This window comes from Desulfovibrio sp. JC022 (assembly GCF_010470665.1).
Lineage (GTDB): Bacteria > Desulfobacterota > Desulfovibrionia > Desulfovibrionales > Desulfovibrionaceae > Maridesulfovibrio.
The window spans coordinates 154,026-170,159 of sequence record NZ_VOPZ01000003.1; the positions used below are offsets into that span (position 1 = coordinate 154,026).

The 16,134-nt window shown below is 49.3% G+C and carries 15 protein-coding genes; 10 read left to right on the forward strand and 5 right to left on the reverse strand.

The genetic code is table 11. The features are described 5' to 3' along the window. Nucleotides 1-89 precede the first annotated feature (89 nt). Nucleotides 90-1,073, forward strand: a complete 984-nt coding sequence (gene glpX / locus FMS18_RS05925) for a class II fructose-bisphosphatase (protein WP_163292829.1) — start codon at nt 90-92, stop codon at nt 1,071-1,073. A 72-nt stretch (nt 1,074-1,145) separates the two neighbouring features. Here glpX and FMS18_RS05930 read toward each other — a convergent pair whose 3' ends face one another. From FMS18_RS05930 to FMS18_RS05940, 3 genes are all read right to left on the reverse strand, one after another. Next, nucleotides 1,146-1,520, reverse strand: coding sequence for a helix-turn-helix transcriptional regulator (locus FMS18_RS05930; RefSeq protein WP_163292830.1), 375 nt, complete (start codon nt 1,518-1,520; stop codon nt 1,146-1,148). Further along, entirely contained in the window at nt 1,477-1,773 is a 297-nt protein-coding gene (locus FMS18_RS05935; RefSeq protein ID WP_163292831.1) for a cytotoxic translational repressor of toxin-antitoxin stability system, read from the reverse strand. Before FMS18_RS05935 ends, FMS18_RS05930 begins: the two co-directional genes overlap by 44 nt. Before the next feature lie 168 nt (nt 1,774-1,941). Next, on the reverse strand, nt 1,942-2,181 hold the full coding sequence (locus FMS18_RS05940; protein WP_163292832.1) for a hypothetical protein: 240 nt from the start codon (nt 2,179-2,181) through the stop codon (nt 1,942-1,944). Nucleotides 2,182-2,332: 151 nt separating this feature from the next. Between FMS18_RS05940 and FMS18_RS05945 the strand changes: the two genes are divergently transcribed. The 4 genes from FMS18_RS05945 to FMS18_RS05960 all read left to right on the forward strand — a co-directional run bounded on the left by FMS18_RS05945 (nt 2,333) and on the right by FMS18_RS05960 (nt 6,331). Continuing rightward, on the forward strand, nt 2,333-2,722 hold the full coding sequence (locus FMS18_RS05945; protein WP_163292833.1) for a YidH family protein: 390 nt from the start codon (nt 2,333-2,335) through the stop codon (nt 2,720-2,722). A 124-nt stretch (nt 2,723-2,846) separates the two neighbouring features. Further along, entirely contained in the window at nt 2,847-3,908 is a 1,062-nt protein-coding gene (gene waaF / locus FMS18_RS05950) for a lipopolysaccharide heptosyltransferase II (protein ID WP_163292834.1), read from the forward strand. Continuing rightward, nucleotides 3,901-5,745 carry a C25 family cysteine peptidase gene (locus FMS18_RS05955; protein WP_163292835.1) on the forward strand — a complete coding sequence of 615 codons (1,845 nt, stop codon included), beginning with the start codon at nt 3,901-3,903 and terminating at the stop codon, nt 5,743-5,745. The genes waaF and FMS18_RS05955 overlap by 8 nt, the downstream gene beginning before the upstream one ends. 103 nt (nt 5,746-5,848) lie before the next feature. After that, entirely contained in the window at nt 5,849-6,331 is a 483-nt protein-coding gene (locus FMS18_RS05960; protein ID WP_163292836.1) for a hypothetical protein, read from the forward strand. 39 nt (nt 6,332-6,370) lie between these two features. On the opposite strand, the gene rimO is transcribed toward FMS18_RS05960, so the two are convergent. Continuing rightward, complete coding sequence (rimO, locus tag FMS18_RS05965; RefSeq protein WP_163292837.1) at nt 6,371-7,684, reverse strand: 30S ribosomal protein S12 methylthiotransferase RimO; 1,314 nt, start codon at nt 7,682-7,684, stop codon at nt 6,371-6,373. Between the two features lie 191 nt (nt 7,685-7,875). On the opposite strand from rimO, the gene FMS18_RS05970 reads away from it, so the two are divergent. The 5 genes from FMS18_RS05970 (at nt 7,876) to FMS18_RS05990 (ending at nt 13,422) form a co-directional block, all read left to right on the forward strand. Further along, nucleotides 7,876-9,321, forward strand: coding sequence for a nitrogen regulation protein NR(II) (locus FMS18_RS05970; RefSeq protein ID WP_163292838.1), 1,446 nt, complete (start codon nt 7,876-7,878; stop codon nt 9,319-9,321). A gap of 163 nt (nt 9,322-9,484) precedes the next feature. Then, nucleotides 9,485-10,099, forward strand: a complete 615-nt coding sequence (locus tag FMS18_RS05975) for an XTP/dITP diphosphatase (protein ID WP_163293053.1) — start codon at nt 9,485-9,487, stop codon at nt 10,097-10,099. Between the two features lie 190 nt (nt 10,100-10,289). Continuing rightward, the gene (gene glmS, locus FMS18_RS05980) at nt 10,290-12,113 is read left to right on the forward strand and encodes a glutamine--fructose-6-phosphate transaminase (isomerizing) (protein WP_163292839.1); all 1,824 of its coding nucleotides are present in this window, start codon (nt 10,290-10,292) and stop codon (nt 12,111-12,113) included. Nucleotides 12,114-12,401: 288 nt separating this feature from the next. After that, the gene (locus tag FMS18_RS05985; protein ID WP_239060954.1) at nt 12,402-12,671 is read left to right on the forward strand and encodes a TnsA endonuclease C-terminal domain-containing protein; all 270 of its coding nucleotides are present in this window, start codon (nt 12,402-12,404) and stop codon (nt 12,669-12,671) included. Further along, nucleotides 12,664-13,422 (forward strand): hypothetical protein, encoded by a 759-nt coding sequence (locus FMS18_RS05990; protein WP_163292840.1) that lies wholly within the window; start codon nt 12,664-12,666, stop codon nt 13,420-13,422. The genes FMS18_RS05985 and FMS18_RS05990 overlap by 8 nt, the downstream gene beginning before the upstream one ends. Here FMS18_RS05990 and FMS18_RS05995 read toward each other — a convergent pair. Next, the gene (locus tag FMS18_RS05995) at nt 13,338-15,908 is read right to left on the reverse strand and encodes a hypothetical protein (RefSeq protein ID WP_163292841.1); all 2,571 of its coding nucleotides are present in this window, start codon (nt 15,906-15,908) and stop codon (nt 13,338-13,340) included. The genes FMS18_RS05990 and FMS18_RS05995 overlap by 85 nt on opposite strands. Between the last annotated feature and the right edge of the window lie 226 nt (nt 15,909-16,134).

A 16,134-nucleotide genomic window follows, 5' to 3' on the forward strand; every position in this document is an offset into this window, starting at 1 on the left:
GCTGGACTGACGGCCCTTTTTATGTAATTGGCATATGCATTGTTACACGGAACTTAAACAATTTACTTCACTCATTTGGAGATAGATAAATGGAAGCTCCCCAGAGAAATTTGGCTCTTGACCTTGTTAGGGTAACCGAAGCTGCGGCACTGGCTTCCGCCAGATGGCTGGGCCGGGGTGACAAAAACGCCGGTGATCAGGCTGCGGTCGATGCTATGCGTCTCAGTTTCAACAGCCTGGAAATCAGCGGTACAGTTGTTATCGGTGAAGGCGAGAAAGACCATGCTCCCATGCTTTACAACGGTGAGAAGCTGGGGCTTGGCGAAGGTCCGGGTATGGACGTTGCCGTGGACCCCGTTGAAGGCACCAACCTGCTGGCTTACGGTCGTCCCAACGCAATTTCTGTTGTCGGTGTTGCTCCCACCGGAATGATGCTTGACCCGGGTCCCAGCTACTACATGCAGAAGCTGGTTGTACCTACCGCCGCAAGGAACATGGTCGACATCAACGCTCCGGTCAAGGACAACCTCGTCAAGATTGCCAAGGCCCTGAACAAGGATGTGGACGACCTCGTTGTTTTCGTTCTGGAAAAACCGAGACACCACGGACTGATTCAGGAAATCCGCGATGCCGGGGCACGTATTCAGCTGCACACCGACGGTGATGTTGCCGGCGCACTTATGGTTGTTGACCCCCGTAGCCCGGTTGATGTTATGATCGGAACCGGCGGTACTCCCGAGGGGGTGCTTGCTGCCTGCGCTATCCGCATCATGGGTGGCGAAATGTTCGCAAAATTTGATCCTCAGTCCGAGTCTGAAAAAGGCGCTCTTGAAGAGCAGGGCTATGATCTGCGTAACATTATGACCGTAAATGATCTGGTCAAGAGTGATGATATCTTCTTTTCCGCCACCGGTATTTCCGGCGGAACCTTCCTGCGCGGAGTCCGTTACCTCGGCTACGGCGCGGAAACCACTTCTCTGGTCATGCGCGGCAAGACCGGAACCGTACGCCACATTGAAGCTGTCCACACATGGGATAAGCTCATGAAGATCAGTGCTGTTAAGTACGATTAGTACGAAGGATATTGATAAATAAAGAGGTCAGCCGGATTTCCGGCTGACCTCTTTTTGTTTTGGCGTATTTTTTTACAGAAAACGTTTGTAGGAGGTGTTCAGGGCCTTGCCCAATCGTTTGGCCATATCAATGCTTATTGTACGCACTTCTCTTTCCATATCGGAGATATGATTTTTATGGACTCCGACCTTTGCGGCAAGCTCTGCCTGAGTCAGGTCTTCGCGAAAGCGTGCGCCGCGCAGGTTTGAGGCAGGAGTCGGTTCAGGAAGAACTTCTTCCGCGCTGAAAATTTCCTCTCCTACGCCGTTGACTTCCCGAACTTCGTATTTTGCCAGTCGCAGGAAATTTTTGAGGGCTTCGCCAATGATATGGATTTCATCGGCTGGAACTTTCAGGCAGAGTTCAGCTGATTTTTCCGTAGTTGACTTTTTCGTGAGTTCCAACATAGCGAATCTCCACAACCTTGATTTTGTTATTTTCTACACACCAGACAGCCACATAGCGGGGTTTACCCTTGTTCAAATGGCAATGGTGAAATCCTTTTTTACCTTTTAGTTTGCCGTAATTAGGCCAGCTTTGTTGGGTCAGGCCGTCTGCTTCAATATCACTACGCAGGAAATTTAACGCTTCAAGTACCTTGGGTGGCAGTTTGTTAATTTGTTTTCGGGATTTGCCAGTGAATATTATTTTCCATTCCATGACTGTATGGTAACCTTTGCGAGGTTGTTAGTAAACATAAAATGATTACCTTAGAGGGCCGCAAAAAGCCGACCTGCAAGAGATCGGCTTTAGGAAGTGCTGAAAATAAATCTTGATTAAGGGCTGTAGAAAAAGCAGAATCCTCCAGCTTTTGCCCAATTGGTATCTTTAATACTCCGGTGCTTCCAGCTTTTCAGAGATGATCTTTGCGTCTTCTTCGCGGGCGGCAGCCCCAAGTTCTTTGGCTTCGCCGTGGCAGGTGATGCCTGTGGGGCGCAGCTGCACGTATCCGGCGGAGAGTACGTTGGTGTAGGGGATCTGTTCCCTGAATTCGAGGTAGCCGATGCGGTTGGGGATGAGTATGGGCAGTGGATCGCCTGAAAAATCCTCAAACATGATGTATTTCATTTTCGGTCCTTTATGATGCGGCCCGCCGGGGTTGGCAAGAGGCCGGAAGTTGTTCCAGTTCGCGAACAATGTTGCCCGCATTCTCATTACAGATTATAGGCATATATATTCAAGATCAAGAAGTGTAGACCAGAAAATCCGGAGTTGGCAAATGGCTGGACATGACAAAGACCCGCTGGACAATAACGAACTTGCCAGAATGCGTACGCTATTGGCTAATGAGCGGACGTTTCTGGCCTGGTGCCGGACTGCGCTGGGGTTGTTCGGTTTCGGTTTCGTTATTGAGAAGGCCAGATTATATATGGAAAAAATGTTGCCCGGAACCCCGGCGAGAATGCTGAGTGAGATGAATTTTCTGGGTATTTTCATTATTATTTCGGGGATGGTTATCCTGACCAGCGCGGCTTTCCGTTTTTATCGTTTTGAGAAGAGTGTCGGTTCAAGGGTCCGCTGGACTACCCCGTATCCTGAAATGCTGGTTACCGTGGCTGTGGGCGTAATTTTGATCGTAAGTTCTATAGCCGGAAAGATGTTTTTTTAATCCTGCACAACTTTTTGCTCCAAGCGGCGAAGCCATAATAAAAGTTTTTGAAGAGTCCAGAGAAACTTTTTTCAAAAAGTTTCTCTGGTCCCGCTGAAAGTGCCGCCGGAGGCAAAATCAAATAATGAAAAAAAATTACAAAAAAATAGCCCTTTGGCAGACCGCCTTTCTTGGCGATGCAGTGCTGACCTTGCCCCTGATCAAAGCCCTTTCTTTGCGCTTTCCTGATGCGGAGATTCATCTTTTTGTGCGCAAGGGCGTGGAGCCTTTATTCGAAGGTCAGCCGGAACTTGCCGGGGTGCACGGTTTTGCCAAACGCGGCGCGCAAAAAGGCATGGGCGCCGCCCGCTCCTACGGCGCAAAGCTGGGCAGGCAGGGCTTCGATCTTTGGATCTCTGCACATACCAGCATGCGTTCGGCTGTGGTTTCAGTGTCCACCGGAATTAAAGACCGCATCGGCTACGATGCCCCGTGGTATAATAGTTTTGTGTATTCCGAGACAGTGAAACGGCGTTTTGAGGAGCAGGAAGAAGTGGAAAGATTGCTCGCTCTCGGTGAACCTCTGGGGATTTCCGGCAAGGCACCGGAGGTCAAGCTTGAGCTTCCCGCAGCTAGGATCAGTGAGGCGGAAGAATTTTTCAAGGGGCTTGGTGATAGCCCGGTGATAGGCGTCCATCCCGGATCTACTTGGGAGACCAAGAAATGGCCGGAGCAGAATTTTGCACAGGTGATCGATAGGTGCGTCGGTGATGGATTCAAAGTAATTCTCTTTGGCGGCCCTGACGAAAAAGAGCTTTGTCAGTCTATCTTGGCGCAGGCTAGGCAAGCTGATGCGGTCATCAATCTGGCTGGGAAACTGGGTTTGCAACAGCTTGCGGCCCACATTCGCCAACTGGACGTTTATCTGACCAATGATTCAGGTCCCATGCATATCGCATGGATTCAAAATGTGCCTGTGCTGGCTATGTTCGGGCCCACGGTGCGCAAGTTCGGGTTTTTTCCGCGCGGCGCAAATTCCACGGTGCTGGAAAGCGGAGATGATTTAAAATGCCGGCCCTGCGGATTGCATGGTGGTAAAAGCTGCCCGGAAAAGCATCATAAATGTATGACTGATATTACGGCCCGGATGGTTTGGAATGAAATTTTGCAGAAGGTCGGAAAAGGCAGGGAGAAAGGGAATGGTTAAGCTGAAGAAAATTTTAATCCCCCTGCTGGTACTGGCCTGCATGGTTTTGCTTTCCGGATGCAAGGTCAAAGGTTTCGGCAAAACAGCTGCACCTGTTGCTGCACCTGTCCTGGCTCCGGTTAAGGTTTCTTCTGCCCCTTACACTGAGGAAAAGAAGAGTGTGATTGTCTGCACTGCGGATTTTTTGCGCGCAGCCCGTTCTTTCTCTTATTTGCACCGTGAATATGAGGGTGTGAAATCGGTCATTCTCAAGGTCCCCTCCTGCAACGGTACAGCCGAGTCTGTGGAGAAAGTGGTTTCCGGGGTGCGCGGTCAGGTGGACCGTCTTAATAAGAACGGTAAGGTCATGTCTGTGCTTATCCTCGGCAACCGGGATATTATTCCCACTGCCGGATTCAGCGTGGCAAATGGAACTGAAGTATTCCTTTCCGATTACGGCTACGGAGGTTCTGCCTCGGCCCCGGAAAATATGCTGCCCGTGGGCAGGATTCCCGCCCGCGACTGTGCCGAGGCTGAAGCTGTCGCTGCCAAGTATGAACGCTGGTATGGGGACCGGGAATTTCGTCCGGCATGGCCTGTTTCATTTATAGGAGGAGAGGGATTTTCCGCGCGGTCACTTTCTGATTCGGAACTTCTTTTTTTCAACCTGCAACAGGAAGGCATTGCCGGTCCTGAAGCTATCCGCTATCTCGGGGCTGCCGGGGGAGCGACTCCGCAGCGGTTGCAGCAGTCTCTGGCTGAAGATGATGTTTCCGTGCAATGGCTGGCCCTTGAAGCCCGTTCTGAAGGATTTAAGGCCGGGAGTGGAATCGTGTCTGTCCCGGAAATTTTGAGCCTTGAGTACAAGCCCGGTTTGCCTGTTATCCTCAACCCTTCCTGCGAAGTTGTTGCGCTTAATTCAACTATGCCTACTCCGGCTGAAGCTGTGGTGCTTTCTTCCGGCGGCGGTCTGGCAATGATGACCGGCTGCAACAGCGCTGGGAATATCCGTGCCGAGCTTGATGACGGGCGTGTTTTTCGGGTTGATTCCAGCGGTACTCCCCGCTTGCTCATGGAATTTCATAAGGCTTACTTCAGCGGCAAACACCGCATGGGCGATGCCCTGATCGAAGCACGAGCCCAATTTGCCCAGAACCTGCTTGAGGGCGAGAGCCTTGCCCCATTGTATGATCTTGTTTTTTACGGTGATCCGGTCATGTCCCTTCCTTTGCCTGTGCGCACGGAATCGCCCTCCTACAAGGGATTGAATGTAGTTACCAAGTCCAAGAAACAGCAGGGCGTAGCTGTGTTTGCAGTTAATTCCACCATTTCCTTTGCCATGGAAGAGGGTGGAGTTTATCCGGCAGTGCGTTTGCAGGTCATTGATCGCAGTAGTGGGAAGGTCGTTTCCTCCATGAAAGTGGAAGAGGATGACATTTTTAATTTCATGTCCGATGGCGAGGGGCAGTATCTTATTTATTCCCGCCCCCTCGATGGACCGTTGGCGTGGCAGTTTTTTGATGTACGTGAGAAGGGCAAGGTGGATAAAAATGAATCCGCTGTTGTTGTAAAGCGCAGCAGACCTTCCCCAAGGATCAGTGCCGGACTTAAGCCGGTAAATTATGCAGTACAGGTCAGCTCCAACCGTAAAGAGAAGTCTGCAGTCAAAGTTCGCCAGCGGCTAAGCGGTCAAGGTTATGAGGCCTATGTAGTAGAGATTCCTTCCGCCAATAACCGTAAGTGGTATTGTGTTCGTTTCGGCAGATTTGATTCATGGGCCGATGCTGTAGAAGCTTCGGCTGCCTATGAACGCAAAGAGCAGGCTGATGCGAAGATTGTTCGTTGTAATGGCGGATAGTTAGAAGTTTATAATACGTTCGTGGTTGATTGTTGGCGTTTGTTTTACTATAAGCCTGTCTTTGTAGAATGTTAAGTTGCATTAAGAAGATAGGTTTTTGGTAATGAATTCAAAGTTTAAAAAGATAGTGTTTTTATTGATCGGGCTTACGGCTTTTGCTTCATTGGGTACTTACGCCATCTATTCAATTAGAGGTGGCGGGAAGCACCGGGTGGTCCTTTCTTCCAAGTATAAATTTTCCAAGGGTATTTCGCCTGCCAAGCTTGAGCTGAGTAATGGCGAGATTATCAAGCTCAACAGGAGTTTCTGGGAGAACCGGGAGGTCCTCAAAAAAGCGGTGCTGACCGTGGCCGGGCAGGAAAGTGACCGTGGGCCTAAAGAAATGACACCCAAGGCCGGATTGAAATTTTCCCTTGAACTCAAAGGGAAAAGCGGCATGACCTATTCCCCGGAAAATATTTTTTGCCAACGCGGTAAACTTGTTGATGAAATAGCTCGTTACGTCGGGGAGGGGGCCAAGATTCTGGCCTCTTATGCGAGTGACCCGGCTCTTCAGAATCGAGAAGTTGAGATAGTTGATATGTAAAAAAAACCTCCCTCTGACATTGGTCAGAGGGAGTTTTTTTTATTTAACCAGAGTCACCAGATCATAATCAGTGACATTATCTATTTCTGCTTCAACCATCATGCCCGGCTTGAGTTCCATGCCGTCTTCGGGTGCGCTGACGTAGGTGGTGCCGTCCACTTCCGGGGCCTGAAACCAGACCCTCCCATTGAATAGTCCGGGCCATTCGTCATTTGGTTCTTCCACCAGCACTTGAATTGTTTCCCCTACTTTTTCTTCAAGGATTTCCCGGCTGATTTCAGACTGGATTCCCATGAGCTGCTCTCTGCGTTCTTCACGCAGTTCTTCGGGCAGCTGGTCCATTTCCCCCGCCGGGGTTCCGTCTTCCGGCTGGTAGGCGAATACGCCAAGATTCTGAAAGCGGGTTTCCTTTACAAAGTCAACAAGGGTGTTGAAATGCTCTTCGGTCTCGCCGGGATAGCCCACGATTATGCTGGTGCGCAGTACCGCATGGGGGATGTGTTTGCGAACCCGGTCAATGACCTTGCGCGGGTCGCGGGCAAAGGGACGGCCCATGGATGAGAGTACTTCCGGATGGGCATGCTGGATGGGTATATCGAAATATGGCAGCAGCGGTTTCCCGGCCTGAGCAAGAAAAGAAAGCATGGAATCAGTCAGCCCCGCGGGATAGAGATACATGAGTCGCAGCCATTCCATCCCTTTAAGAGGGAGCAGCTTTTCAATGAGGGAGCGCAGGTTTGTTTCCTTATCGTCAAGGTCACTGCCGTAAGCCGTGGTATCCTGTCCCACAACGACCAGTTCCGGTACGCCTTGGTCAAGGATGTAGCGGGCTTCGTCTACCAGACTATTCAGATTGCGGCTTACATGGGGGCCACGGATGGAAGGAATGGTACAGAATCTACAGGAGTGGGAACAGCCTTCACTGATTTTAAGGTAAGCGTAGGATGGGCCGGTGCTGATGGCCCGCTTATCTGAAACGGTAAATTCTTTATTAAGGGCTTTGGCGGCCAGTCCCGGCCATTGATCCAGTTCGTGGGTGGACAGCCAGAGGTCCACTTCCGGCATCTGTTCGCTCAGCTTGCCGTATCGGCTGACCAGACATCCGGCCACAGCCAGTACCGGACGGGGGTTGAGGTCCTTGATGGCTTCGGCGGCTTCAAGGATGGTATCAACTGATTCTTCCGTTGCAGGGCCGATAAAACCACAGGTGTTGATCAGTACAAGGTTTGATTCTTCCGCAGTTGATGCGGGGATCATGTTATCACCGAATGCGCCGAGCATTCTTTCGGTATCGACCCTGTTTTTGGGGCAGCCAAGGCTGATGGTATAAATTCTTGTCTTAGTGATGTTCATATTGATAATTCCGTTTGTGATATATTTTACGGATATATTTTTTATAGGTCAGGATTACTTGTGCGGCAATGGTTAACCTATTCGCCTCCAAGTGCAAAGTGCTAATTAGTGGGATTCTTCGGTGCCCATTTTTCTGAAAATAGTGTAATCTGAAAATGTTTTTAGAACCAAAGGGGCGGGACGGAGCAGAAATGCTTGAAGATTTTATTGATATAAAAAAAGATTGCATCGGGATAGTGGGGCGTTCATTCGCGCTTTCCGCACTGTCATTGATGCTGCACGAAAGCAGTCGTGATGCTGCGGGAATTGTGCTGGAGGCCGGGGTGCTCATAGATGAATCCGGTAACCCCCTTCAGGGCGGTCATGATTTTCCTCTCTACGCGGATGTGGAGTCCATGCTCTCCGCGCATCCTTCCATAGCTATGGTTTTTGAGCTTTCCGGGGAACCTGAGATGGTTGCCCAGTTGCGTTCTTCCCTGCCGCCGGAAGTTGCCCTTGTTGAACTTCCCGCTGCCCGTTTTTTTCTCAGGCTGCATGCTACTGACCGTTTATGGATTGCCTGCAAGGCCAACCTTATGCAGACGCAGGCGTTGTTTAAATCGGTAGTTGATCAATTTCCTGAAGATATACTCATTGTCGGCCCGGATGGAGTGATTCTGGACTGCAATAACCATTTGGCTGAGCGTTCCGGGCTGAGCCTTTCCGAACTGCAAGGCAGGAATCCTCTTGATTTTTACAACTCACTTACATTTCTTTGTCCTGTCAAAGACGGGTTTATAGATGTTTCGGGTATGCTCCGTCATAATGATGAGCGCATGTTTTCTGAGAGCGATGAGCAGGGTAAGATGCATTATTACCGCCTTTATGTTTATCCCATCGCTGAAGAAGGTACGGATAATGTTGTGCAGCTGGTGGTTATTTGCAGGAATATTACCGAGCGGACTCAAATTGAGCAGCGTCTGCAACAATCGGAACGTATGGCCACCGTGGGGGAACTTTCCGCTTACATTGCTCATGAAATCCGTAATCCGCTCATGGCTATGGGGGGATTTGCCAAAGCTTTGATGAAGGATGAGAGCATAGATTCTTCCGGACAGGAAAAAATCAAGATTATCCTCGAGGAAGCCCAGCGGCTGGACCGTCTGCTTAAAAGTATTCTCAGTTTTGTACGTTCAAAGGATGTTCAGAAGAACAATATCGACGTCAATCGGGTGGCAGCTGATGCCATGCAGCTTCTTTCCATGGGCTGTCAGTTGCAGGAGATCGAAGTGGATATGGATCTTGATCCCTGTCATCCGCTCGGTGTCGGCGGTACGGAGCAGATTCGCCAGTGTTTGATCAATCTGGTTAAGAATTCCATGGAAGCTATGCCGGATGGCGGCAGACTTAAAATTTCCAGTGGCATAAGTGAAGGGCATGTCTGGCTGGAAGTACGTGACAGTGGACCCGGAATTTCTGATGATCTCCGTACCCATGTTTTTGATCCTTTCTATTCCAGCAAGGTTTACGGTAATGGTCTCGGACTGCCCATGGTCAAGAAGATCATGGAAGAATTCGGCGGAGATGTGGAGCTTGCCAGCCGTCCGGGCAAAGGCACCAGCGTGGCCCTGCTGCTGCGTAAAGCTCCAGTTGCCTAAACAGCGTCTACAGCGTATTAGTTCCAAAGCATAATTTTGATGCGCTATCGCGCTTTTGATTGTCGCATTTCGCCTCCGGCGGGCAGAAGGGCTAAGCCCCTCTGCACTCCCTAGTTGTTTTTAGTCAGTTAACTCTCAAAATTATATAATATTTCTACGGGAGATTGTTTTGAAAACAGTTGTTCTTGCCACCACCAATAAGGGCAAAATTGCTGAGTTTGATGAGCTTCTTAAAGATCTGGGTCTGGAAGTGAAGGGTCTGGATCAATTCCCTGAAATCGGGGAGATTCCCGAGCCGGGTGAAACCTTCCTTGAAAATGCCATCATAAAGGCCCAAACCGTTGCCAACCTGACCGGGCTGGTGGCTGTTGCTGATGATTCAGGGCTTGAAGTTGATGCTCTCGGCGGTCGTCCCGGTGTTTATTCCGCCCGCTACAGCGGCGAAGACGCTACTCCCGAAAAGAATAATGCCAAGCTGCTTGAAGAGCTGGACGGTGTGTCCGAAGAAGAGCGCACTGCCCGCTTTGTTTGTGTCATGGTGGCGGCCACTCCCGACAATATCCGCATCCAGAGTCGTGGCGAATGGGAAGGACGCATTGCTTTTGAACTGACCGGCAAGCAGGGTTTCGGCTACGATCCTCTTTTCTTTGATCCTGAACTCGATTGCGTTGCAGCGGAAATGACCCGTGAAACCAAGAATGCCCGTTCTCACCGGGGTAAGGCTCTGCGTTCACTCATGGAACAATGGGCCGGTTTTCAAGAGAAAATCAGCAAGTAAGTTTCAGATAGTTTTAGATTGAATAACGTCTTTATAGCCAAAGGCAGCGAAGCTTATTAAAAGTTTTTGAAGAGTCCAGAGAAACTTTTTTCAAAAAGTTTCTTTGGCCCTCGGAGAGCCGCCGGAGGCAAAATGATTTCAATAAAAAGCGCGCAGCGCATCCAAATAAAATTAAATTGGAGATAAATATATGTGTGGAATCATCGGATATGCCGGACATCGTCCCGCAGTTCCTCTTATTGTTGAGGGCTTGAGACGTCTTGAATACCGCGGATATGACTCTGCGGGTGTTGCCACCATCCAGAACAAGGAAATTGAGCTGGTCCGTGCCGAAGGCAAACTTGCCGCTCTTGATGAAAAGCTGGCTAAGGTAAATGTAACCAATTCCACCTTCGGCGTAGGCCATACCCGCTGGGCCACTCACGGCGTACCAGTGGAACGCAACGCCCATCCGCATCTGGATCACGAAAAGAATATCGCTATGATCCATAACGGGATCATTGAAAATTATCAGGAAATCAAGACCGAACTTCTTGCTAAAGGCTATGAATTTCGTTCCGATACTGATTCCGAAGTGCTCTGCAACCTCATTGCCGAGGGCCGTAAGCACAACTCCACCATGCTTGAATCCATTTCATGGGCTTTGAAGCAGGTTGAAGGGGCATACGCCATCGCCGTGGTTTCCATTGACGAACCAGGCACGGTCTATGCCGCCCGAGTTGCCAGTCCCATGGTTATGGGTGTCGGTACAGGGGAAAATTTTGTTGCTTCCGATATCCCAGCATTTCTGCCTTATACTCGTGAAGTGGTTTTCATTGAGGACGGCGAACTGGTCAAGATTACTTCTTCTTCATGGGAAGTGTTCAATGCTGAGACCCTTGAGCCGGTGGAAAAGGAAGTTAAGACCATCAATTGGGATGTGCAGGCCGCGCAGAAGGGCGGGCACAAGCATTTCATGATCAAGGAAATTTTTGAACAGCCCAAGGTTATCTCTGATTGTCTTGCCGGACGTGTTGATCAGGCGAAAAATGAGATCATCCTGCCCGAAGTTGAAGGAATGGAGCCGCCGGAAAGGTTGCATATCATTGCCTGTGGAACTTCCTATCATGCCGGGTTGTGGGGTAAATACCTCATCGAGCAGTGGGCCAAGATCCCGGTGGAAGTGGAGATTGCTTCCGAGTTCCGTTACCGCGATCCCCTGCTTGCCAAGGGCGGGGTTGCTTTGGCTATCAGTCAGTCCGGTGAAACAGCCGACACCCTTGCCGGAATCAAGCTGGCTAAGGAGAAGGGGCTGTCCATTATCGGTCTGTGTAACGTGGTCGGTTCCAGCGTGGCTAGAGAATCAGATCACGTCATGTATACTCAGGCCGGACCGGAGATCAGCGTTGCCTCCACCAAGGCTATGTGCAGCCAGCTCACCGCACTCCTGCTGCTGGCCCTATACTGGGGTAAGAGAAAAGGCGTCATTGATGCGACTACCTACAGCCGCGCTGCCGCGGACATGCGTAACATACCTTCAATTCTTGAAGCGGCACTGCCCGCCATGCGCAGCCGTGCTCAGGAACTGAGCCGTGAATATTCCGAAGCGAACAGCTTTTTCTTCCTTGGTCGCGGACTCTACTTTCCGCTGGCTCTTGAAGGTGCGCTCAAGCTGAAGGAAATTTCTTACATCCATGCCGAAGGCTACGCTTCCGGTGAGATGAAGCACGGTCCTATCGCGCTCATTGATCCCAAGTTCCCCACCTTTGCCATGGCTCTTAATGATGATCTTTTCCCCAAGGTTAAATCAAACCTGGTGGAAGTTCAGGCCCGTGGCGGCGAGATTATTGCTCTGACCAATCCCGGCGTCGATCTTGACGTGGAACAACGTTGGTCCCTCCCCGAAGTATGGGGACCCCTGAACACATTTATCGCCCTCCCGGCCTTGCAGCTCTTCGCTTACGAAACTGCCGACTATCTCGGCAAGGATGTAGACCAGCCCCGTAATCTCGCAAAATCCGTGACGGTCGAATAGTTTATGTAGTTGTAATAATTGACTTTTTGTCTAACTAGTCCGTAAAAAAGCATACTGGCAAAGGCGTTAATACTGAGCCGTTCCTGATTAAATCAGGAACGGCTTTTCTTATGTCAAAAAGGTAGTAGCGGATTAACAGAGGAAAAGATCAAGAAGTGAAGCAAAGAGGGGCGTGGTTCTGGGCATAAATCCCGGCGAACACACCATCTCTTTTCCGATCTGGAGCTGGCAGTCTTTTTAATTCTCGATTGGTCTCCCAAAACAACTGAAATACGAAAGCAGTTCCCGTTGCAGCAGGAGATTACGTTTGAGTTGGCAAAGCAATTGAAATTTTATTTTCATCATTTTTCGAAAACTCCCGCCTCAACCATAATTAAAATTTCAAAGACATTGGACGTTAAATACGACTATGAAGCAGGAGGGTCGCTGGCAGAAATCAGAGGGCTTTTAGCGAGTCGATTGCTCTCTTTTGATGTGAATATTCCGTTCAGAAAGCTAACTCCTGCGGAGATTAGTTTTGTGGATGATATTTCTGTTTTGGAGGCGATTAATGTTTAGAATCAATGAAGTCCTCAAATACGAAGAGAATTTGTTCCGTGTTTTACTACTCCTTCCAGAGCAGTTGGTTTGGATTGATGTTGCTGATCCAAAAGCCTTCCCGGTAGTTATGCTTACCAGAGAATTACGTTCTGCATTAGAGGAAGGGCTGCTTATACGTGTTGAAGCTATTGTTGACGATCAAGTTGAACGTCTTTTCAGGATCGCTATTGATAAGCATCTGCTGAAAGATAAGGGTATTAGTGTCCCTTACGCGCATAGAAGATTCGCCGAGCTCTATAATAACTATTTTCCTGAAGTTCCTGAGTCTAAAATTCCTACAAAGTGGCAGATGCTCCATTTTTATAAGCGCGAATACAGTCAGGTTGAGAAATTAATAAAGCGTACAAATGCCATTGAATACACGAAAGATGTCCGACCTCTCAAAGGAACTGCTAATAGCAACGTTCTAGGCCCTGGTTCCCGTTTTGAAATTGATGCTACAATTGCAGACATCTACCTCGGTTCAGACAGTGACCGCGGCAACATTGTCGGTCGGCCGGTTATCTACATGGTCATTGATGTCTTCAGCAGGATGGTCGCCGGCTTTTATGTCGGTTTCGAATCCCCATCATACGCTGCCGCTATGCAGGGACTTGTAAGCATGTCCCAAAGATATGAAGTGTTTCAACTTAAAAACATCTCACGAAGCAGCAGCGTAATCACCGCCATGCCGAAAAGCATCCACGTCAGATCCATGCAATCTTCCTGATTGGGATCAAGGACGCAGCCGCCCCCGCCGGAACCGGAATATCCGAAAACAGTAGGATCAGCGATTGTTCCCAATGTAGGATCGGCATCATAAACATTGCCGTTATCCTCAATCACAAAGAAAACCGTATAAATCGTACCCGCCTGCAATTGCTCGCCGGAAACCTTCACAACACCGTCAGGATCAGTCAGCCAGTAGGTTCCGTGAGCGTAATCAGCCTGTACGGGAATCTCGTTGAGTCTTGTGTAATCAGTGCTTGAACTGGAAGACGAAATCAGTTTGTAGAGATGGCAGTCATTAACCCCCACAGTTACATCTGGGGTGACGTTGAATTTAAAACAATGCACTGATCCGGCCGCAAGTGTGGTCTTGGTGGTAAAATCCTCTACATTGCCCAGCGGTTCAAAACCCGGAGCAGTATTAAACTGCTGCTTCAGTTCGGATGAGCTTCTTTTAACCGGATTGTTGGAAGCAATGAGATCCGCATCCTCTCCCGTAGCCGGAAGCACTTCGGTGGAAGTCTCTTCTCCGCTATCGGTGCTGATCTTGGTACGGAACACCCGCCCGTCTTTGCCCCCGGTCATAAGGATTCCGCCTTCACCGGAACCTCCGAGACATTGGAGCGCATTTGAAGTGACTGATTCAGAGGTCCAGACTTTTGTTTTAATATTGTAATTATAAGTATATCCGTCTTTCCCGTAACCACAAATATACAAATAATCCCCGTAGCCCCACGGATCTCCCAGCGCAATTCCTGTTGGCCCAGCAGAAAGCTCTGAAAAAGCATTTCCATCATATTCTGCCAGATACCCCTTATTGGTTGCCACTTTAAGACCGCAGATATATACTTTTCCGTCCAGTATGGTCATACCCCCGGTAAACACGCCTGGCAGTTCTTTAATTACGCTGCCAGCCCATGAACCGCCCTGATCAGTGATACTGAACAGCACTGAATCGCCACCGAAATTTTTAGTACCGACAACGTAAAGTTTATCCCTGTCCTTCCCGGCAACCCAGTATGCATCGAAATTCTCCACCCCGGTTATGGTCAGCTTGTTAATATCGGGATTCCCGTCAGCATAGAGATAGACACCCTTTGTCGTGCCTATAAACAAACGCTTCCCTGCACCCGAATCAATGGCGACAGTATTAGTGGTACCTGCTGTGATGTTGTCACGTGTAGCAGCCTGAAACTCTCCTTCAAGATTGAATTTGGCTATACTGAAATCATCACCGTCAGTCCCCCAAAGGGCGTACAGAGTATCAGCGCACTTAGCCATCTGTCCGAGTTCAGCGGAACCGAGAGCCTGAAAATCGCACTTATGCCAATTGAACGAACCGTCATCTCCTTTGTCCCCGCGATAGAAGAAACCGTTAGTCCCTCCGGCAAAGACCCTTTGAGGGGAGACAAAACAAAGCTTTTTTACATACCAGCGGAATACTTCCTTCTGCTCAGAAGAGAAATGATGCCCCCGCAATTCGACACCATGCGATTTGGCATAAACCCCCATTCCATTATTCCCGCCCAAAAAAGCCCTGTAATCACTATCGGAATCCGCCACTTCCATAAAAACAAGATCATTGAAATTTTCGGTACACATTCCGGGAAACCCCTCTCTCATTTCCCGGACACCGGAGTCCTGCAACTTCGTATAAAAAATCCTGCCGCCTTCAGTGCCTGCGAAAGCTTCATGAAACCCGGCCCTGCTGCCGACGCCCACAGCAGTCACATGGTTGGGAATGTCCCCTTGGATTGTTGAAGTTGTTGTATATTCAAACGTTGGCCCACTGGAAGCAAGAGTTCCTGTTCCGTAGCCCATAATTCCGTTTTGGCCTGCCACATACCATTTCTGATCATTGAGGAAGGCCAGATCATTAATTTCTACAAACTTGCCGCCCTGTTTTATTTTATAAATTGTGCCGGAATATCCGTTTGCCACCGGATCTATGGCTGAGTCTATGTCCGTTCCCCCGAACTTAACCCTGAACATGTTGGCATCATCCGCGCCGGGGTAACCGTAGATAATAAATTCTGTATCACTCAGCCGGGAAAGACCTATTACCCCGAATTTCGCAGCCATCCCGGACAGGGGGACATCGACAACCTCGTGTATCTGCATTCCTTTGATCCTGAACAACTTGCCTTTGCCGGTAACTGCCATGAAAACATCACCGCTGACATGTACCAGTCCCACAAACTCTCCAGCTGTAGCCGCAGCCCCGAAAGTCCCCATCCTGTACCACTTAAAATCTGTCGGTGAATTCCAATTCCCCACAAACCACTGATCTGCGTTTACAGCCATAAAGCATCCGGAAGCACCGGCAACGGCCCGATAATCTTTCTGGCCGAAAACATCGGCTTTACGCCAAAACGGACTCGCCCCGTTAGCAACTGCCATTTCCAAATAATAAATCTTACCTTCATCACAGACCCCCACAATACAGTTAACATTGTCTGTTGCCAGACTGTTAAAGTTAACCTGCATTGAGGAGGGACTGTTCTCAACCCAAGATGTAGCGGGGAGAGGGCGTGCGTGCGATTGTAAAGGAAAGGTTAAACTAAAGAGCGAAAGTAAAAATGAAAGGACTTTTACTTGAACGGTAAGCAGGCGGATCATGAGCTATTCCTCATCTTAATGCGTTATTAAAAGACGCATTAATAAAAGCAATAGACATACCACAATATGCCACAAAATTTAGTACATAAAATCA